This window comes from Streptomyces sp. TOM-9 (genome assembly GCF_056858595.1).
The window spans coordinates 2524608-2543871 of sequence record NZ_JBXEQB010000001.1 but is presented as its reverse complement, the minus strand read 5'-3'; the positions used below and the strand labels follow the sequence as shown (position 1 = coordinate 2543871).

Sequence of the window (19264 nt, the reverse complement as noted above, 5' to 3'; positions counted from 1 at the left end):
TTTCACTAAGCAAGTGGTGAAAGGGTGGGGTCTGGACTGACGTCCTGTCAAGCCGCGGGCGGCGGCGGCCGGCCGGGACGCTTCGGCGTGCGCCGAAACGTCCGGGGGCCATGCTGGGGACATGGTGCGAAACGACCACGCGGGAAGTGCCCTCGCCGCCCTCGCGGCACTGCTCGCCGACGAGACGCGGGCCGCGATGTGCCTGGCGCTGCTCGACGGCCGGGCCTGGACCGCGGGGGAGCTGGCCCGCCACGCCGGAGTGGCGCCCTCGACCGCCAGCGAGCACCTCGGCCGGCTCGTCGCGGGCGGGCTGCTCACCGAGGAGCGCCAGGGCCGCCACCGCTACGTACGCCTCGCCGACGCCCGTACCGCGCAGCTCGTCGAGGACCTCGCCGCGCACGCCGGGCCGCCGCCCGCCGCGCCCCGCACCCTCGGGCAGGCGGGCGCCGGGAGCGCCATGGCCCGCGCCCGGACCTGCTACGACCACCTCGCGGGACGCCTGGGCATCCTCGTCACGGACGCCATGACCGACCGCGGACTGCTCCGGCAGAGCACCGGCTTCGCCCTCACCGACGAGGGCGTGGAGTGGTTCACCGGGCTCGGCGTCGACCTGGCCGCCGCACGCACCGGCCGCCGTCCGCTCGCCAGGCCCTGCCTGGACTGGACGGAGCGCCGCCCGCACCTGGCGGGTGTCGCCGGGGCCGCACTGTGCGGGCACGCCCTCGCGTCCGGCTGGTGCGTGCGCATCGGCAGCGGCCGCGCCGTCAAGCTCACCGCGCGGGGCCGCACGGCCCTCCACACCCACCTGGGCATCGCGCCCGACGCCCTGGAGGCACCCACCCCATGAACCGCTTCGAGGCCTTCCGCGCCCTCCACCGGGCCGGGCGCCCGCTCTTCCTGCCCAATGCCTGGGACCGCGCCTCCGCGGCCGCCCTCGCCGCCCGCGGCTTCCCCGCGATCGGCACCACCAGCCTGGGCGTCGCCGCCGCGGCGGGACTGCCGGACGCGGCCGGCGCCACCCGCGAGACGACCCTGTGGCTCGCCCGCGACCTCGTCCGGCTGCCCGTCCTGGTCAGCGTCGACATCGAAGGGGGCTTCGGCTCCACGCCCGAGGACGTCGCCGAACTCGCCGCCGGCCTCGAACGGCTGGGCGTCGCGGGCGTCAACATCGAGGACGGCCGCCCCGGCGGAGCGGGCCTGACCGACCCCGCCGCGCAGTGCGAGCTCATCGCCGCGGTCAAACGCACCGCCCCGGGGCTCTTCGTCAACGCCCGCACCGACACCTACTGGCTGGGCACCGCGGGGGAGGACCCGCAGGACGCGACCCGCCGCCGTGCCACCGCCTACCTCGCCGCCGGCGCCGACGGGATCTTCGTGCCCGGCCTGGCGGACGAGAGCGTCATCACCGCGCTCGCGGCCGACCTCGGTGCCCCGCTCAACGTCCTGCTCCCGCCGGGCGGCCCCGGACTGCCGCGCCTTGCCGCACTCGGGGTGAGCCGGGTCAGCACCGGCTCGCTGCTCTTCCGCGCCGCGCTCCACGCCGCCGTGGAGACCGCCGGGCACGCCGAGCGCGGCACACCGCTCCCGGCGGGACTGCCCTCGTATGCCGACGCCCAGGACCTCGCGGCCGCCTACGCGCCGGTGGAGACGCGGCGGCCCGGGCGTCCGGGGTGAGCGGGGAGGTCCTGCCGCTCACCCCGGGGCGCCCGGGCCCACGGGTCGGGGGTGTCAGTCGCGCCGGCCGGCCAGCAGCGACTCGACCCGCTCCCGGACGTCCGCGGTGTCCAGGCCGCGCACCGTCACGGTGGTGCGGCGACGCAGCACGTCGTCCGCCGTCTGCGCCCACTCGTGGTCGCGGGCGTACACGACCTGGGCCCAGATCTCCGGGCCGTCGGGGTGGATCCGCTCCCCGAGCGCCGGGTCCTCGTTGACCAGCCGGGCGATGTCGAAGGACAGCGCGCCGTAGTGGGTGGCGAGGTGGCGTGCCGTCAGCGGGTCCAGGCGCCGCCCCGGCTCCCGGTCGACCAGCAGCCGGTGGGCGACCGCGTTGGGGTTGGCGACACCCGGCAGCGGGACCCGCCTGGGCAGGTGGTCCAGCGGCTCCATGTCCTCGTTCAGCGGACCGCCGGGCAGCTTGGCGAGCTTGGCCATCACGGTGCGGCCGATGTGCCGGTACGTCGTCCACTTGCCGCCCGCCACCGACAGCATGCCGCCGCTGCCCTCGGTGACGACGGTCTCGCGCTTGGCCTTCTCCACGCCGCCGGGGCCGCCGGGCAGCACCCGCAGGCCCGCGAAGGCGTAGGTGATCAGGTCGCGGGACAGGTGCTCGTCGCGCACCGAGTGGCCGGCCTCGTCCAGGATCTGCGTGATGTCGGCCTCGGTGGCCCGCACGTCGGCCGGGTCGCCGGTGTACTCCTCGTCGGTGGTGCCCAGCAGCAGCTGGTCCTCCCACGGCAGGGCGAACGTGATGCGGTACTTGTCGATGGGGGTGGCCATGGCGGCCCGCCACGGGGCCTTGCGCTTCAGGACGATGTGGGCGCCCTTGGACAGCCGGATGCTGGGGGCGGCGCCCTTGTCTTCCATCCGCCGCAGGTGGTCGACCCACGGGCCGGTCGCGTTGAGCACCAGCCGCGCGTCGACGCCGAACTCGCTGCCGTCCAGGCGGTCCTTCAGGTCGGCGCCGGTGACCCGGCCGTGGGTGAAGCGCAGACCGGTGACCTCGGCGTGGTTGAGGACGACGGCGCCCGCCTCGACGGCGGCGCGCACCGTCATGACCGCCATCCGCGAGTCGTTCATCTGGTGGTCGTAGTAGACCGCGACGGCCTTGAGGTTCTCCGTGCGCAGGGCGGGGTTGGCGGCCGCCGCCCTGGCCGGGGAGATGATCCGGCCGACCCCGTCGCCGAAGGCGGACAGCGCCGAGTAGGCGAAGACCCCCGCCCCGAGCTTGGCGGCGCCGACCGGGCCGCCCCGGTAGACCGGCAGGTGGAAGGTGAGCGGGTTGACCAGGTGCGGAGCCACGTCCCTGGCCAGGACCCGCCGTTCCATGTGGTTCTCCGCCACCAGCTTGACCGCGCCGGTCTGCAGGTAGCGCAGACCGCCGTGGACGAGCTTGGAGGAGGCGGAGCTGGTGGCGCCGGCGAAGTCGCCGGCGTCCACCATCGCGACCCGCAGCCCCGACTGCGCGGCGTGCCAGGCCACGGAGGTGCCCAGGATGCCGCCGCCGATGACCAGCAGGTCGTAGGTGGCGCGGCTCAGCAGTTCCCGGGTCTCGGCGCGGCCCGGGTTACGGCCGGCGGTCGGACGCGTCCCGAGGGCCGGGACGCGCTGCAGGGTGGTCATGATCGGTTCACTTCTCCTCTTCGATCCAGCCCATGGTCCGCTCGACGGCCTTGAGCCAGTCCTTGTACTCGCGGTCGCGGACGTCGGCGTCCATGCGGGGGGTCCATTCGGCGGCCCGGCGCCAGTTGGCGCGCAGTTCGTCGGTGTCCGACCAGAAGCCCACGGCCAGACCGGCGGCGTAGGCCGCGCCCAGGCAGGTGGTCTCTGCGACCAGCGGACGCACGACGGGCGCGTCCAGGAAGTCGGCGAGGGTCTGCATCAGCAGGTTGTTGGCGGTCATGCCGCCGTCGACCTTGAGCGCGGTGAGCTCCACGCCCGAGTCCTTGGTCATGGCGTCGACGATCTCCCTGGTCTGCCAGGCGGTCGCCTCCAGCACGGCGCGGGCGATGTGGGCCTTGGTGACGTACCGGGTGAGGCCGGCGATCACACCGCGGGCGTCGGAGCGCCAGTACGGGGCGAACAGACCGGAGAAGGCGGGCACGAAGTAGGCGCCGCCGTTGTCCTCGACCGACAGGGCCAGGGTCTCGATCTCGGCCGCGGTCTTGATCAGGCCCATCTGGTCGCGCATCCACTGCACCAGCGAGCCGGTGACCGCGATCGAGCCCTCCAGGGCGTACACCGGCTTCTGGTCGCCGATGCGGTAGCCGACGGTGGTGATCAGGCCGTTGTAGCTGTTGATCGGCTTCTCGCCGGTGTTCATCAGCAGGAAGGTGCCGGTGCCGTAGGTGGACTTGGCCTCGCCCTCGGAGTAGCAGGTCTGGCCGAACAGGGCCGCCTGCTGGTCGCCGAGCGCGGACGCGACCGGCACGCCGGCCAGGGCGCCGGAGGCGGCCGTGCCGTACACCTCGGCGGAGGAGCGGATCTCCGGCAGCACCGCGGCGGGCACGCCGATCGACTCCAGGATCTTGTGGTCCCAGTCGAGGGTGTGCAGGTTCATCAGCAGCGTGCGGGAGGCGTTGGTCACGTCGGTGACGTGGTGTCCGCCGTTGACCCCGCCGGTGAGGTTCCAGATCACCCAGCTGTCCATGGTGCCGAAGAGGATCTCGCCGGCCTCGGCGCGCTCGCGCAGGCCCTCGACGTTGTCGAGCAGCCAGCGGATCTTCGGGCCGGCGAAGTACGAGGCCAGCGGCAGGCCGGTCTCGCGGCGGAAGCGGTCCTGGCCGACGTTGCGGCCGAGCTCCTTGCACAGGGCGTCGGTACGGGTGTCCTGCCAGACCAGGGCGTTGTGCACCGGCTCGCCGGTGTTCTTGTCCCACAGGACGGTGGTCTCGCGCTGGTTGGTGATGCCGATCGCCTTGACGTCGGCGGAGGTGATGCCGGCCTTGCTGACGGCCTCCTCGACGACCTCCTGGACGTTCCTCCAGATCTCGGCGGCGTCGTGCTCGACCCACCCCGGCTTGGGGAAGATCTGCTCGTGCTCCTTCTGCCCGACCGAGACGATCCGGCCGTCCTTGTCGAAGATGATGCAGCGCGATGACGTGGTGCCCTGGTCGATGGCCGCGATGAACGGGCCTGTGGTGTGGGCGTCGGTCACGGTGTGCTCCTCAGGTCCTTGGGATGTCGGGGGCTGCTTCTCAGAATGCGATCTTGTAGAGGCCGGCCGCGAGGACCGAACCCACGATCGGGCCGACGACGGGTATCCAGGCGTAGCGCCAGTCGGAGCCACCCTTGTTGGGCAGCGGCAGCAGTGCGTGCACGATGCGCGGACCGAGGTCGCGTGCGGGGTTGATGGCGTACCCGGTCGGCCCGCCGAGCGAGAGGCCGATGCCGACGACGACCAGTGCGACCATCAGGGTGCCGGTACCGGAGACCGCGAGGCCCTTGGTGAGGCCGAGGGTCAGGATGAACAGCACCAGGACGAAGGTGCCGATGATCTCCGTGGCGAGGTTCTGCGCGACGTTGCGGATCTCGGGGCCGGTGGAGAATATGCCCAGCACCGGGCCGGGGCCCGTGGTCTGCTTCTCGGCCGCCGCGGTGGCCTGCGCCCCCGGACCGCCGGTGATCTCGGCGTCCGTCAGGTGGGCCTGGAACTGGCCGTAATAGGTGATCCACACCAGGGTCGCGCCGATCATCGCGCCGAGCATCTGGCCGGCCAGGTAGACCGGGACCTTGCTCCACTCGCCACTGTCGACCGCGAGGCCGATCGTGACGGCCGGGTTCAGATGGGCGCCGGAGAGGGAACCGGAGATGTAGGCGCCGGCCAGGACCGCGAAACCCCAACCGAAGGTGATGGCCACCCAGCCGGCGTTGCGGGCCTTGGAGCTCTTGAGGGTGACGGCCGCGCAGACGCCGCCGCCGAGGAGGATCAGAACAGCGGTACCGATGGTCTCGCCGATGAAGATGTGCTCGCTGGACATGCGACTCCTTTGTCCTTCGTCCAGGGGAAGGCGAACTCCGGTCCCGTTCCGGAGTTCGTGGGCCTGTCACCAGGCCCTCGGCGGTCCCACGGTTACGTCCACCTTACCGACTCCGTCGGCTGGTGTTCGACAATGTCGACCGTCGAACGAGAGTGTTCTCCTGCGCAACCACGCGCGTCAAGGGTTCGTCAGGTTGCGGAAAGGTCTCCGAGTCGGGTCCCGGCCGGCGTCAGAAGCGGCCGGCGCCCAGGTCACGGGAGACCGCCCTGGCGCAGTCCCGCACCGCCGCGACCAGCTGCGGCCGGATCTCGCCGTCCGCGCAGACCCGTTCGACCGCCCCGGTGACGGCCACCGCGCCCACGGGCATGCGGTGCCGGTCGTGGATGGGGGCGGCGATGGACGCCACCCCGTCCCAGGTCTCCTCCAGGTCCGAGCCCCAGCCCCGTGCGCGGGTGAGGTCCAGCACACCCTCGAAGTCCGCGTCCCCGGTGATCGTGCGCGCGGTCAGCTGCTCCCGCTTCAGCTCGACCGCCTCGCCGTGCGCCACCGGGTCGTAGGCCGAGAGCACCTTGCCCAGCGCGCTGCTGTGGAGCGGGTGCATCGCCCCGACCTCCAGCACCTGACGGCTGTCGTCCGGGCGGAAGACGTGGTGGACGATGAGCACCCCCTGCTGGTGCAGCACGCCCAGGTAGACCGCCTCGCCGCTGGAGCGGGCCAGGTCGTCGGTCCACACCAGGGCGCGGGCCCGCAGCTCGTGCACGTCCAGGTAGCTGTTGCCCAGCCGCAGCAGCTCGGCCCCCAGCTGATAACGGCCCGAGACCGGGTCCTGCTCGACGAAGCCCTCCTGCTGCAGCGTGCGCAGGATGCCGTGCGCCGTGCCCTTCGCCAGGCCCAGGGAGGAGGCCACGTCCGACAGGCCGAGCCTGCGCTCGCCGCCGGCCAGCAGGCGCAGGATCGCGGCCGCCCTGGCGAGCGACTGGATGGGACCTGGCATGAACAACCCCTCCGTAAGGAACGACCAAACGCCGAGATGGCAGGTTCGACAATGCTGAACGCTGTCAGACGATGCCGACCGTCATCATCCCAGAGAAGAGTGTGGCACCGCCGTCCGCCCCTCGGAATGCCCCGCGGCGGAATCCGGGGTCTTGGCTAGGCTGGCCTGGTGTGTACCAGCAGCACCGGCGCACACCAAGCCGACAGCCGTCGCACTCCAGGGAGCACACCCATGGCCCAGCCGTCCCTTCCGTCCAACAGCGGTGCCCGAGGCGCAGCACTGCGAGAGGCCCTGGCGACCCGGGTGGTCGTCGCAGACGGGGCGATGGGCACGATGCTCCAGGCGCAGAATCCCACCCTCGACGACTTCCAGGGGCACGAGGGCTGCAACGAGGTCCTCAACGTCTCCCGCCCCGACATCGTCGCCTCCGTCCACCGCGAGTACTTCGCCGTCGGCGTGGACTGCGTGGAGACCAACACCTTCGGCGCCAACTTCTCCGCCCTCGGCGAGTACGACATCGCCGACCGGATCTTCGAGCTGTCCGAGGCCGGCGCCCGGATCGCCCGTGAGGTCGCCGACGAGTTCACCGCCGCGGACGGCCGGCAGCGCTGGGTCATCGGCTCCATCGGGCCCGGCACCAAGCTGCCCACGCTCGGGCACATCGACTACGCCGTCCTCAAGGACGGCTTCCGGCACAACGCCGCCGGCCTCGTTTCCGGCGGCGCCGACGCCCTGCTCGTCGAGACCTGCCAGGACCTGCTGCAGATCAAGGCCGCCGTGCTCGGCACCAAGCAGGCGCTCTCCGAGGCCGGACTCGACCTGCCGCTCTTCGTCCAGGTCGCCGTCGAGACCACCGGCACGATGCTGCTGGGCTCCGAGATCGGCGCCGCGCTGACTGCGCTGGAGCCGCTCGGCATCGACACCATCGGCCTGAACTGCTCCACCGGCCCCGCCGAGATGAGCGAGCACCTGCGCTACCTCGCCCGCCACGCCCGCATCGGGCTGTCCTGCATGCCGAACGCGGGACTGCCCATCCTCGGCAAGGACGGCGCCCACTTCCCGCTCGACCCCGAGGGCCTGGCCGACGCCCAGGAGGCCTTCGTCCGCGAGTACGGGCTCTCCCTGGTCGGCGGCTGCTGCGGCACCACCCCCGAGCACCTGCGCCAGGTCGTCGAACGCGTCCGCGGCCACGAGATCACCCCGCGCGCGCCGCGCCCCGAGCCGGGCGCCTCCTCGCTCTACCAGACCGTCCCCTTCCGCCAGGACACCTCGTACCTGGCCATCGGCGAGCGCACCAACGCCAACGGCTCCAAGAAGTTCCGCGAGGCCATGCTGGACGGCCGCTGGGACGACTGCGTGGAGATGGCCCGCGAGCAGATCCGCGAGGGCGCCCACCTGCTCGACCTGTGCGTCGACTACGTCGGCCGCGACGGCGTCGCCGACATGAACGAGATCGCCGGACGCCTGGCCACCGCCTCCACCCTGCCGATCGTGCTGGACTCCACCGAGCCCGAGGTGCTCCGCGCGGGCCTGGAGAAGCTCGGCGGCCGCGCCGTGATCAACTCCGTCAACTACGAGGACGGCGACGGCCCCGACTCCCGCTTCGCCCGCACCACCCGCCTCGCCGCGGAACACGGCGCCGCCCTGATCGCCCTCACCATCGACGAGGAGGGCCAGGCCCGTACCCCCGAGAGCAAGGTTGCCGTCGCCGAGCGGCTCATCGCGGACCTGACCGGCAACTGGGGCATCGACGAGGGCGACATCATCGTCGACTGCCTGACCTTCACCATCGCCACCGGCCAGGAGGAGTCCCGCAAGGACGGCATCGCCACCATCGAGGCGATCCGCGAACTCAAGCGCCGCCACCCCCAGGTGCAGACCACGCTCGGGCTGTCCAACATCTCCTTCGGCCTCAACCCGGCCGCCCGCATGGTGCTCAACTCGGTCTTCCTCCACGAGTGCGTCGAGGCCGGCCTGGACTCGGCGATCGTGCACGCCTCCAAGATCTCGCCGATCGCCCGCATCCCCGAGGAGCAGCGCGAGGTCGCCCTGGACCTGGTGTACGACCGGCGCCGCGAGGGCTACGACCCGCTGCAGCGCTTCCTGGAGCTCTTCGAGGGCGTCGACACCAAGTCCGTCAAGGCCGGCCGGGCCGAGGAACTGGCCGCGCTGCCGCTGGAGGAGCGCCTGCAGCGGCGCATCATCGACGGCGAGAAGAACGGCCTGGAGGCCGACCTGGACGAGGCCCTGACCTCGCGTCCCGCCCTCGAGATCGTCAACGACACCCTCCTGGAGGGCATGAAGGTCGTCGGCGAGCTCTTCGGCTCCGGCCAGATGCAGCTGCCGTTCGTCCTGCAGTCGGCCGAGGTGATGAAGACCGCCGTCGCCCACCTCGAACCGCACATGGAGAAGTCCGACGCCTCCGGCAAGGGCACCATCGTGCTGGCCACCGTCCGCGGCGACGTCCACGACATCGGCAAGAACCTGGTGGACATCATCCTGTCCAACAACGGCTACAACGTCGTCAACCTCGGCATCAAGCAGCCCGTCTCGGCGATCCTCGACGCCGCGCACGAGCACTCCGCCGACGTCATCGGCATGTCCGGCCTGCTGGTGAAGTCCACGGTGATCATGAAGGAGAACCTGGAGGAGCTGAACCAGCGCGGCCTCGCCGCCACCTACCCGGTCATCCTCGGCGGCGCCGCCCTCACCCGGGCCTACGTCGAGCAGGACCTCCACGAGCTCTACCAGGGCGAGGTCCGCTACGCCCGCGACGCCTTCGAGGGACTGCGCCTGATGGACGCCCTCATCGCCGTCAAGCGCGGCGTGCCCGGCGCCACCCTCCCCGAGCTGAAGCAGCGCCGGGTGGCCGCCCGCGCGGGCGTCGTGCCCGAGCCCGAGGAGAACCGGGGCCAGATCCGCTCCGACGTCGCCGTCGACAACCCGGTGCCCACCCCGCCGTTCTGGGGCTCCCGCGTCGTCAAGGGCATCCCGCTCAAGGACTACGCGTCCTGGCTGGACGAGGGCGCCCTGTTCAAGGGCCAGTGGGGGCTCAAGCAGTCCCGCACCGGCGGCCCCAGCTACGAGGAGCTGGTGGAGACCGAGGGCCGTCCGCGGCTGCGCGGGCTGCTGGACCGCCTGCAGAGCGAGGGACTGCTCGAGGCCGCCGTCGTCCAGGGCTACTTCCCTTGCGTGTCCAAGGGCGACGACCTGATCATCCTCCACGAGGACGGCACCGAGCGGACCCGGTTCACCTTCCCGCGCCAGCGCCGCGGCCGCCGGCTGTGCCTGGCCGACTTCTTCCGTCCCGAGGAGTCCGGCGAGACCGACGTGGTCGGCCTGCAGGTCGTCACCGTCGGCAACCGGATCTCCGAGGCGGCCAACGAGCTGTTCGCCGCCGACGCCTACCGCGACTACCTCGAGCTGCACGGCCTGTCCGTCCAGCTCGCCGAGGCCCTGGCCGAGTACTGGCACGCCCGGGTCCGCGCCGAGCTCGGCTTCGCCGCGGAGGACCCGGCCGCGATGGAGGACATGTTCGCCCTGAAGTACCGGGGCGCCCGCTTCTCACTGGGCTACGGCGCCTGCCCCGACCTGGAGGACCGGGCCAAGATCGCGGAGCTGCTGGAGCCCGAGCGGATCGGGGTCCGGCTGTCGGAGGAGTTCCAGCTCCATCCGGAGCAGTCCACCGACGCGATCGTCATCCATCACCCGGAGGCCAAGTACTTCAACGCGCGGTAGTCGGACGTACGTCGTACACTGGACGGTCCGATACGGCACCTGGCCGGTCGCACGCCCCCACCACCCGGGCGCGAGGCGACCGGCCTTTGTGCCCCCTGAACGCAGAGGAGTGGGGCGCATGACGAGCGGTATTCCCGCCACCGAGATCCGGCCGGCCCGGGAGGCAGGCCTGCAGGCCGTGCTCCTGGACATGGACGGCACGTTGGTCGACACCGAGGGTTTCTGGTGGAACGCGGAGGTCGAGGTCTTCGCGGAGCTCGGCCACGTGCTCGACGACACCCACCGTGAGGTCGTCGTCGGCGGTCCCATGACCCGCAGCCTCGGACACCTCATCTCGGTCACCGGGACGGACGCCACGCTCGCCGAGCTGTCCGCGCTGATCAACCTGCGTTTCGTCGAGCTCATCGGCCGCGGAGTGCCGCTGATGCCGGGTGCCCAGCGCCTGCTCACCGAACTGGCCGCGCACGGGGTGCCCGCCGCCCTGGTCTCCGCCTCCCACCGGCGCATCATCGACGCCGTCATGCTCTCCCTCGGCTCCCACCACTTCGCCTTCTCCCTCGCCGGGGACGAGATCGAGCGGACCAAGCCGCACCCCGACCCGTACCTGACGGCCGCGGCACGGCTGGGCGCGGACCCGGCGCGGTGCGTGGTCGTCGAGGACACCCCCACCGGGGTCGAGGCCGCCGAGGCCGCCGGCTGCCAGGTCGTGGCCGTCCCGTCGATCGCCGCCATCGCACCTGCCCCCGGGCGGACCGTGGTGACCTCCCTGGAACGGGTCGACGTGCCTTTTCTGCGCTCTCTGATTACGTCCGTTCACTGAGCGTCGCCGTGAATTGAGTGGAAACTCTGGGCGTTTGCCCGGCTATTTTCCGTGACGATTCGGAGCGCCGAATTGTTTACCGGCCAGTACGCCGAGACGTGATACTTTTCACGTCGACGGCTGTCGACAGCGCGCGCCGGACGTGCTTCGGTCCGTCAAAACGCGGTGCGGTCGGGGTGGTTGTGTCCGGATTGCGGAGCGGCGGGTTGTTCGTTCCGCTGTCCGGATATCGGTACGGCGCTCCTTGTTATCCGCCCGTGACGCGGGCTCAACTTCTCCGTGTTCGGGGGCGGTCCACCGGAATGCCGGTCCCCAGCAATTACGGGTATCGTCGCCCCGCTCAACACTGCACGGCCGAGGGCCGGAAGAGGGAGAACAACGAGGATGAATCGCAAGCTACTGGTGCTGCCGGCCCTGCTGGGCCTCGCCGCGCCCGTACTCGCCGGGTGCGGTGACTCGACCGGCGGTGGCGGTGGCGGTGACGCGGTCGTCATCGGCACGACGGACCACATCGAAGTGTCCGACGAGCTGCCCTCTCCCGTGGACCCGGCCACCTCGTACGACGGTGGCACGTACAGCTTCTTCAACAACACCTTCCAGATGCTGCTCGGTTACTCGCGCAGCTCCACCACCCCCGAGCCGGACGCCGCCAAGTCCTGCGGCTTCACCGACACCAAGTCGGAGGTGTACCGCTGCACGCTGCGGGACGGCCTGAAGTTCGCCAACGGCCACGACCTCACCTCGGAGGACGTCAAGTTCTCCGTCGACCGTGTGCTGAAGATCAAGAGCGACTTCGGCCCCTCCAGCCTCCTCGCGAACATCGACAGCGTCGAGGCCCAGGACCCGAAGACCGTCGTCTTCCACCTCAAGGCCTCCGACGCGACGTTCCCGTACCGGCTGGCGACCCCGGCCGCGGCCATCGTCGACAGCGAGGTCTACAGCGCCACCCAGCCGCTCAACGGCCTGAAGATGGAGGGCTCCGGCCCCTACAAGCTCGACTCGTGGGAGGACGGCAAGGCCGTCCTCAGCGCGAACCCGAACTACAAGGGCCTGGTCAGCAACCGCAGCAACGACAAGATCGAGGTCCGCTTCTTCGCCTCCGCGAAGGAGATGATGAAGGCGCTCACCGACGGCGAAGTCGACGTGGTGAACCGCACCCTCACGCCGGACCAGATCAACGCGGTCGAGCAGGGCACGGTCGAGAACGTCAAGCTGACCGAGACCCCGGGTGGTTCGGTCCGCTACATGTTCTTCAACGTCGACGACCCGTCCGTGAAGCCCGAGGCCGTCCGTGAGGCCATCGCGCGCGTCATCGACCGTGACACCCTCACCCGCGACGTGACGGGCCGCACCGCCTCCCCGCTGTTCGGCGCCGTCCCGACCGGCATCACCGGCCACACCAACTCGTACTTCAACGTGTACGGCGAGCCCAACCGGAACAAGGCCGCCGAGGTGCTGTCCTCCGCGGGCATCAGCACCCCGGTCAAGATCACCTACTCCTACCCGACGGACCGCCCGGCCACCCCGAACAAGGAGGAGGCCGAGAACGTGAAGAAGCAGCTCGACGCCACCGGCCTGTTCGACGTGACCCTCAAGGGCAGCCCCTGGAAGACCTTCCTGCCGGGCGCCGTCAAGGGCAAGTGGGCCGCGTACTCGCTCAGCTGGCTCCCCGACTTCCCGGACGCCGACACCTACATCGCGCCGTTCTTCGCGGAAGGTTTCCTCGACCTCAACTACGGGGCCGGGAACATCAAGAACTCGCTCCTGCCGGCCACCCGCCAGTCCGCGGACCGCAGCAAGACGGACAAGGACTTCTCGCAGATCCAGAACATCCTGGCGCAGGACCTCCCGATGATCCCGCTGTACCAGGACAAGCAGTACGTCGCCAGCCGCGACGGCATCACCGGAACCGAATGGTTCCTCAATTCCTCCTCGACCGCCCAGTTCTGGGAGATTGGTCGCGGTGTGACAGGATGAGCCACCCGCTGGGCGGACCCGGGAATTCCCCCCGGTCCGCCCGGCCGGGGCCGGCCCCGTACGACGAAGCTGTGAGGGAAGTCTCGTGAGGAATCGAGTCCAGCGACTGGCGCTCCCGCTCTCCGCGACCTTGACGGCGGTCGTGGTCGCCGGCTGCGGTACGGGAGGGTCGGACGGCGAGGCCTCCGGAGAGCCCCTCACGATGGGGATCACGGACAAGGTGACCGCGGTCGATCCCGCCGCCGGCTATGACGTCGGTTCCTGGATCGTGTTCAACAACGTCTTCCAGTCGCTGCTCAGCTTCCCCAGGGGCGCCACCAAGCCCGAGCCCGAGGCCGCGGAGAGCTGCAAGTTCACCGACGCGGAAAGCAAGACCTTCGACTGCACGCTGCGGCAGGGTCTGAAGTTCAGCAACGGCGAGGCGCTGACGTCGCAGGACGTGAAGTACTCCTTCGAGCGCACCATCAAGATCAATGACGAGAACGGTCCGGCGGTGCTGCTGGACGCGATCAAGACGATCGACACGCCCTCGCCGGAGCGGGTGGTGTTCCACCTGAAGTACTCCGACGCGACGTTCCCGATGAAGATCGCCTCGGGTGCGGGGTCGATCGTGGACCACACGCAGTACCCGGCGGACAAGCTCCGCACGGACGACAAGGCGACCGGTTCCGGCCCGTACAAGCTGGACTCCTACGAGGCCGGCAAGCAGGCGGTGTTCTCGGTCAACGGGGACTACCGGGGCACGGCGCAGATCCGTAACTCCGGCATGACGATGAAGTTCTTCGGTGACGAGCCGGCGCTGAAGAAGGCGGTGGAGGACGGGTCGGTGGACCTGGCCTACCGTGGTCTTGACTCGGCCGATATCGCCTCGCTGCAGGCCAGTTCGATAGCCGGCGACACCGGGATCCAGGTCGTGGAGGGCACCGGCGCCGAGGTCCAGCACCTGGTGTTCAACCTCAAGGACCCGGTGGTGGGCGACAAGGCCGTGCGGCGCGCGGTGGCCTATCTGATCGACCGCAAGGCGTTCATCCGGGACGTCTACCAGCGCACCGCGACCCCGCTGTACTCGATCGTGCCGGCCGGTATCACCGGTCACAACACCGCGTTCTTCGACCGCTACGGCGAGGGCGGCGACCGGGCCGGGGCGCAGGCCGTGCTGGCGCAGGCGGGGATCACGAGCAAGGTGTCGTTCACGCTGTGGGCGACGCCGGTGCGGTTCGGGCCGGGCACGGTGGCGGAGCTGAAGGCGATCGCCAAGCAGCTCAACGACAGCGGGCTGTTCGACGTGGACGTCAAGAGCGCCGACGCCGACCGGTACGCCAAGGACATCGAGGCCGGCAAGTACGCCGTGTACGTGCGCGGCTGGGTGCCGGACTACCCGGACCCGGACAACTTCACCGCCCCGTTCTTCGGTGACGGCAACGTGCTGTCCAACAACTACGTCAACAAGAAGATCACCGGCGAGCTGATCCCGCGCACCGCCGCCGAGGACGGCCGCGCCGCGACCAGCGCCGACTTCGAGGAACTCCAGGACATCGTCGCCGACGACGTGCCGATCATCCCGCTGTGGCAGGGCAAGCAGTACGTGGTGTCCAAGGACAACATCAACGGCCTGGAGTGGACCCTCGACCCGTCCACCATCTTCCGCTTCTGGGAGATCCAGAAGGGCGCCTCGACCTCCTAGCCGCCGCCCGGCCCGGGCTGCCCGGCATGGACCACCCGGCCCGGACCACGACGCGACGAACGCCCCGGGGACGCTACTGCGCCCCGGGGCGCACCAGTCCGCTCTCGTACGCGTACACCGCCGCCTGCACCCGGTCGCGCAGCGCCAGCTTCGTCAGCACATGCCCCACGTGGGTCTTCACCGTTGTCTCGCTCACGAACAGCTCCGCGGCGATCTCCGCGTTCGACAGGCCCCGCGCCACCAGCTTCAGCACCTCGACCTCCCGTTCGGTGAGGGTGTGCAGCGCCTGCGGCACCGGCTCCTCACCCGACGGCAGCCGCCCCGCGTACTTGTCCAGCAGACGCCGCGTGATGCTCGGCGCGAGCATCGCCTCACCCGCCGCGACCACCCGGATCGCCTGCACCAGCTCGTGCGCCGGAGCGTCCTTCAGCAGGAAGCCGCTCGCCCCCGCACGCAGCGCCTCCACCACGTACTCGTCCAGATCGAACGTGGTCAGCACCAGCACCTTCGCCGGACCGTCCCGGCCCGGCCCGGTGATCTGCCGGGTCGCCTCCACCCCGTCCATCCGCGGCATGCGGATGTCCATCAGCACCACGTCGGGCTGCAGCACCCGCACCTGCTCCAGGGCCTGCTGGCCGTCCCCCGCCTCGCCGACCACCGCCAGGTCGCCCTCGGCCTCCAGGATCATCCGGAAGCCCGTACGCAGCAGCGGCTGGTCGTCCACCAACAGGACGCGAATAGCCACAAGATCTCCTTCGCCCTCAGGACTCCCCATTCTTCCCCACCACGGGCAGCGGATACGGTGGGGGAGTCCCCCCGAAAGAGGGGCACACCGCCCGGTGGTCGCACCAGTCGCACAACCGGCTCGGCCGCGGCCGCCAGTCACCCGACTCCGTGGCCCGCGTGATCGCCTCCCACAGGGCCTCCAGCTTCCGGCCCACCGCCCGCAGCTCACCCTCCGACGGGTCGTACGTCAGCACCTCGCCGCTGCCCAGGTAGACCAACTGCAGCCGGCGCGGCACCACGCCCCGCAGCCGCCACAGCACCAACGCGTAGAACTTCATCTGGAACAGCGCCTCGTCCGCGTACTCGGGGCGCGGCGCCCGGCCGGTCTTGTAGTCCACCACCCGCAGGTCGCCCGAGGCCGCCGCGACGTCCAGCCGGTCCACGTAACCGCGCAGCGTCAGCCCCGACTCCAGCTCCGTCTCCACGTACAGCTCGCGCTCGGCCGGCTCCAGCCGCGTCGGGTCCTCCAGCGAGAACCACCGCTCGACCAGCCGCGCCGCCTCCTCCAGCCACTCCGCCAGCGCCTGGCCGTCCGCCGCGGCGAACAGTTCCGACAGCTCCGGACGCTCCTCCAGCAACCGCTGCCACTGCCCCGGCACCATAGCCCGGGCCCGGTCCGCCGTCCGCTCCGTCGCCGGCACGTCGAAGAGGCGCTCCAGCACCGCGTGCACCACCGTGCCCCGCGTCGCGGCCTGGCTCGGCTTCTCCGGCAGCTTGTCGATCACCCGCAGCCGGTACAGCAGCGGACACCGCATGAAGTCGGCGGCGCGCGACGGCGACAAGGAGGACGGCGGCCTCGGAGGAACGGCTTCGGTGCTGGTGCCCATGGCAGGACCCTACGGGGTGGCGCCGACAGCCGGTGTCGGGTCCCCGCAACCGGGCAATACCATCGACGTCGGAGCGTCAGCGACACGAGGGGAACCAGTGAGCGAGAGCCAGCAGCCGCCGCCGGGCGGCGAGAGGACTCCCGGACCCGACGACGGGCCCGCCAAACGTCCCCCGGGACCCGGCGGCGGCATCCTCATGGGCCGCTTCTTCGGCGTGCCCGTCTACGTCGCACCCAGCTGGTTCCTCGTCGCGGCCCTCATCACCTGGGTGTTCGGCGGACAGCTCGACCGCGTCCTGCCCGAGCTCGGCGGCGCCCGCTACCTCGTCTCGCTCTTCTTCGCGGTCGCCTTCTACGCCTCCGTGCTCGTCCACGAACTCGCCCACACCGTCGCCGCCCTCCGCTTCGACCTGCCCGTGCGCCGCATCCAGCTGCAGTTCTTCGGCGGCGTCTCCGAGATCGAGAAGGAGTCCGAGACCCCCGGGCGCGAATTCGTCCTCGCCTTCGTCGGCCCGCTGCTCTCCCTCGTCCTCGCCGGGGTCTTCTACCTCGGCATGTACGGCGTCGACCCCGACACCGTCCCGGGCGTCCTCCTCGCCGGACTCATGATCAGCAACCTGCTCGTGGCCGTCTTCAACCTGCTGCCCGGCCTGCCCCTGGACGGCGGCCGGATGCTCCGCGCCGTCATCTGGAAGATCAGCGGCAAAGCCATGACCGGCACCGTCGCCGCCGCCTGGACCGGCCGCGCCCTGGCCATCGCCGTCCTCGTCGGCCTGCCCCTGCTCTCGTACGCCGGCGGCATGAGCGACGGCGGCGACGGCGCCACCGGCTTCGACTCCCTCACCGACGCCCTGCTCGCGGCCATCCTCGCCGCCATCATCTGGACCGGCGCGGGCAACAGCCTGCGCATGGCGCGGCTCCGCGAGCACCTGCCCGAACTCCAGGCCCGCTCGCTCACCCGGCGCGCCCTGCCGGTCTCCTCCGACACCCCGCTGTCCGAGGCCCTGCGCCGGGCCAACGAGGCCGGCGCCCGCGCCCTCGTCGTCGTCGACGGCCAGGGCACCCCCACCGCGGTCGTCCGCGAGGCCGCCATCGTCGGCGTCCCCGAACACCGACGCCCCTGGGTCGCCGTCTCCGGCCTCGCCCAGGACCTCAAACCCGGCATGAAGGTCTCCGCGGAACTCGCCGGCGAGGACCTCCTGGACACCCTGCGTGCCACCCCGGCCACGGAGTACCTCGTCATCGAGAACTCCGGCGAGGTCTACGGCGTCCTGTCCACCGCCGACGTCGAAAAAGCCTTCCTCGCCGCCATGGCCCGGCCTTCTTCTTAGGGCTCGTTCGCCTCCGGGGCGCTCAAAACGGTGTCGACAGTCGACCGTGCTCGGTCACTCGTTCCTCGCGACCTCCGCGCGCTCTCCCTTTCGACACCGTCCGCGCCCCTTTGGCTCACTCGCCGAGACAGTCCATCGATGTGCTGCTCCGGAGCAACCCGCAGGGGCGGCTGCCTCGGCCCATCGCGCCCGGTCGGTGCCCACTCGTGCCCTGGCGAGTGAGCCGAAGGGGCGCGCGCCTGTCGAAAGGGTGGGGGCACCGCCCGGCGGTAGCCGGGGGAGCGCGGAGGCTCCGAGGAACGAGGAGCCGAGTACGGTCGACCGTCGACAGGCGCAGAGGGCGCCCCGGAGGCGAACCGAGCCCCAAAAAAACACCGGTAGGCTTGTCCGCATGTCCGAACCGACCGGTGCCGCCCGCCGACGCGGGCCCTTCAAGGTCGGGGACCAGGTCCAGCTCACCGATCCCAAGGGACGCCACTACACGTTCACGCTCGAGGCCGGGAAGAACTTCCACACCCACAAGGGTTCCTTCCCCCACGACGAGCTGATCGGTGCCCCCGAGGGCAGTGTGGTCCGAACCACGGGAAACGTCGCCTACCTCGCGCTGCGCCCCCTGCTCCCCGACTACGTCCTGTCCATGCCCCGCGGCGCCGCCGTGGTCTACCCCAAGGACGCGGGGCAGATCCTGTCGATGGCCGACATCTTCCCCGGCGCACGCGTCGTGGAGGCAGGCGTCGGCTCCGGCTCGCTCAGCATGTTCCTGCTGCGCGCTGTCGGCGACCAGGGGATGCTGCACTCCTACGAGCGCCGCGCCGACTTCGCCGAGATCGCCACCCAGAACGTCGAACGGTACTTCGGCGGCCCGCACCCCGCGTGGCAGCTCACCGTGGGCGACCTCCAGGACAACCTCAGCGACGCCGACGTCGACCGGGTCATCCTCGACATGCTCGCCCCCTGGGAGTGCCTGGAGGCCGTCTCCAAGGCGCTGGTCCCCGGCGGCATCCTCTGCGCCTACGTGGCCACCACCACCCAGCTCGCCCGCACCGTCGAGGCGATCCGCGAGCACGGCACGTTCAACGAGCCGTCCGCCTGGGAGACCATGGTCCGCACCTGGCACATCGAGGGCCTGGCCGTGCGCCCCGACCACCGCATGATCGGGCACACCGGCTTCCTGCTCACCGCCCGCCGTCTCGCCGACGGCGTCGAGCCCCCCATGCGGCGCAGGCGCCCCGCGCCCGGCGCGTACGGCGAGGACTACACCGGCCCGGGCGGCGGCAAGCCGGCCACCGGCGGAGCGTAACCACCCGACCCCGAAGCGCCGTCGCCGGCAAGACCGGCGGCGGCGCTTCGTCACACCCCCGTGGACATCTCCCGAAACACGGGCCCCGGTCGTACCAACTGACTGTGACCTG

At 71.0% G+C, this 19264-nt stretch carries 14 protein-coding genes; 8 read left to right on the top strand and 6 right to left on the bottom strand.

What is annotated here, in order from left to right; all coding sequences use genetic code 11:
- Positions 1-121 precede the first annotated feature (121 nt).
- A complete protein-coding gene (locus AC1VWI_RS11935) occupies positions 122-847 on the top strand; it encodes an ArsR/SmtB family transcription factor (protein WP_499510952.1) in 726 nt (241 codons plus the stop codon).
- Entirely contained in the window at positions 844-1674 is an 831-nt protein-coding gene (locus AC1VWI_RS11930) for an isocitrate lyase/PEP mutase family protein (RefSeq protein WP_499510951.1), read from the top strand. Before AC1VWI_RS11935 ends, AC1VWI_RS11930 begins: the two co-directional genes overlap by 4 nt.
- A gap of 54 nt (positions 1675-1728) precedes the next feature.
- Here the strand turns inward: AC1VWI_RS11930 and AC1VWI_RS11925 are convergent, their stop codons facing one another.
- The 4 genes from AC1VWI_RS11925 to AC1VWI_RS11910 all read right to left on the bottom strand — a co-directional run bounded on the left by AC1VWI_RS11925 (position 1729) and on the right by AC1VWI_RS11910 (position 6690).
- Positions 1729-3339 carry a glycerol-3-phosphate dehydrogenase/oxidase gene (locus AC1VWI_RS11925; protein WP_499510950.1) on the bottom strand — a complete coding sequence of 537 codons (1611 nt, stop codon included), beginning with the start codon at positions 3337-3339 and terminating at the stop codon, positions 1729-1731.
- Positions 3340-3346: 7 nt separating this feature from the next.
- Positions 3347-4873 carry a glycerol kinase GlpK gene (gene glpK, locus AC1VWI_RS11920; protein ID WP_499510949.1) on the bottom strand — a complete coding sequence of 509 codons (1527 nt, stop codon included), beginning with the start codon at positions 4871-4873 and terminating at the stop codon, positions 3347-3349.
- A 40-nt stretch (positions 4874-4913) separates the two neighbouring features.
- Complete coding sequence (locus AC1VWI_RS11915) at positions 4914-5696, bottom strand: MIP/aquaporin family protein (protein WP_499510948.1); 783 nt, start codon at positions 5694-5696, stop codon at positions 4914-4916.
- 229 nt (positions 5697-5925) lie between these two features.
- Positions 5926-6690, bottom strand: a complete 765-nt coding sequence (locus tag AC1VWI_RS11910) for an IclR family transcriptional regulator (RefSeq protein ID WP_499510947.1) — start codon at positions 6688-6690, stop codon at positions 5926-5928.
- 231 nt (positions 6691-6921) lie between these two features.
- Here AC1VWI_RS11910 and metH point away from each other — a divergent pair, with 231 nt between their 5' ends.
- The 4 genes from metH (at position 6922) to AC1VWI_RS11890 (ending at position 14909) form a co-directional block, all read left to right on the top strand.
- Positions 6922-10428 carry a methionine synthase gene (metH, locus tag AC1VWI_RS11905; RefSeq protein ID WP_499510946.1) on the top strand — a complete coding sequence of 1169 codons (3507 nt, stop codon included), beginning with the start codon at positions 6922-6924 and terminating at the stop codon, positions 10426-10428.
- Positions 10429-10546: 118 nt separating this feature from the next.
- Positions 10547-11248, top strand: coding sequence for an HAD family hydrolase (locus tag AC1VWI_RS11900; RefSeq protein ID WP_499510945.1), 702 nt, complete (start codon positions 10547-10549; stop codon positions 11246-11248).
- 384 nt (positions 11249-11632) lie between these two features.
- Positions 11633-13225: an ABC transporter substrate-binding protein gene (locus tag AC1VWI_RS11895; RefSeq protein WP_499510944.1), complete on the top strand. Its 1593-nt coding sequence runs from the start codon at positions 11633-11635 to the stop codon at positions 13223-13225.
- An 85-nt stretch (positions 13226-13310) separates the two neighbouring features.
- Entirely contained in the window at positions 13311-14909 is a 1599-nt protein-coding gene (locus tag AC1VWI_RS11890; RefSeq protein WP_499510943.1) for an ABC transporter substrate-binding protein, read from the top strand.
- Between the two features lie 73 nt (positions 14910-14982).
- Here AC1VWI_RS11890 and AC1VWI_RS11885 read toward each other — a convergent pair whose 3' ends face one another.
- Both AC1VWI_RS11885 and AC1VWI_RS11880 read right to left on the bottom strand, forming a co-directional pair.
- Positions 14983-15654: a response regulator gene (locus AC1VWI_RS11885; protein ID WP_499510942.1), complete on the bottom strand. Its 672-nt coding sequence runs from the start codon at positions 15652-15654 to the stop codon at positions 14983-14985.
- A 16-nt stretch (positions 15655-15670) separates the two neighbouring features.
- Entirely contained in the window at positions 15671-16522 is an 852-nt protein-coding gene (locus tag AC1VWI_RS11880) for a RecB family exonuclease (protein WP_499510941.1), read from the bottom strand.
- Between the two features lie 97 nt (positions 16523-16619).
- Here AC1VWI_RS11880 and AC1VWI_RS11875 point away from each other — a divergent pair, with 97 nt between their 5' ends.
- Positions 16620-17852, top strand: coding sequence for a site-2 protease family protein (locus AC1VWI_RS11875; protein ID WP_499510940.1), 1233 nt, complete (start codon positions 16620-16622; stop codon positions 17850-17852).
- A 391-nt stretch (positions 17853-18243) separates the two neighbouring features.
- Positions 18244-19152 carry a tRNA (adenine-N1)-methyltransferase gene (locus AC1VWI_RS11870; RefSeq protein ID WP_499510939.1) on the top strand — a complete coding sequence of 303 codons (909 nt, stop codon included), beginning with the start codon at positions 18244-18246 and terminating at the stop codon, positions 19150-19152.
- Positions 19153-19264 lie beyond the last annotated feature (112 nt).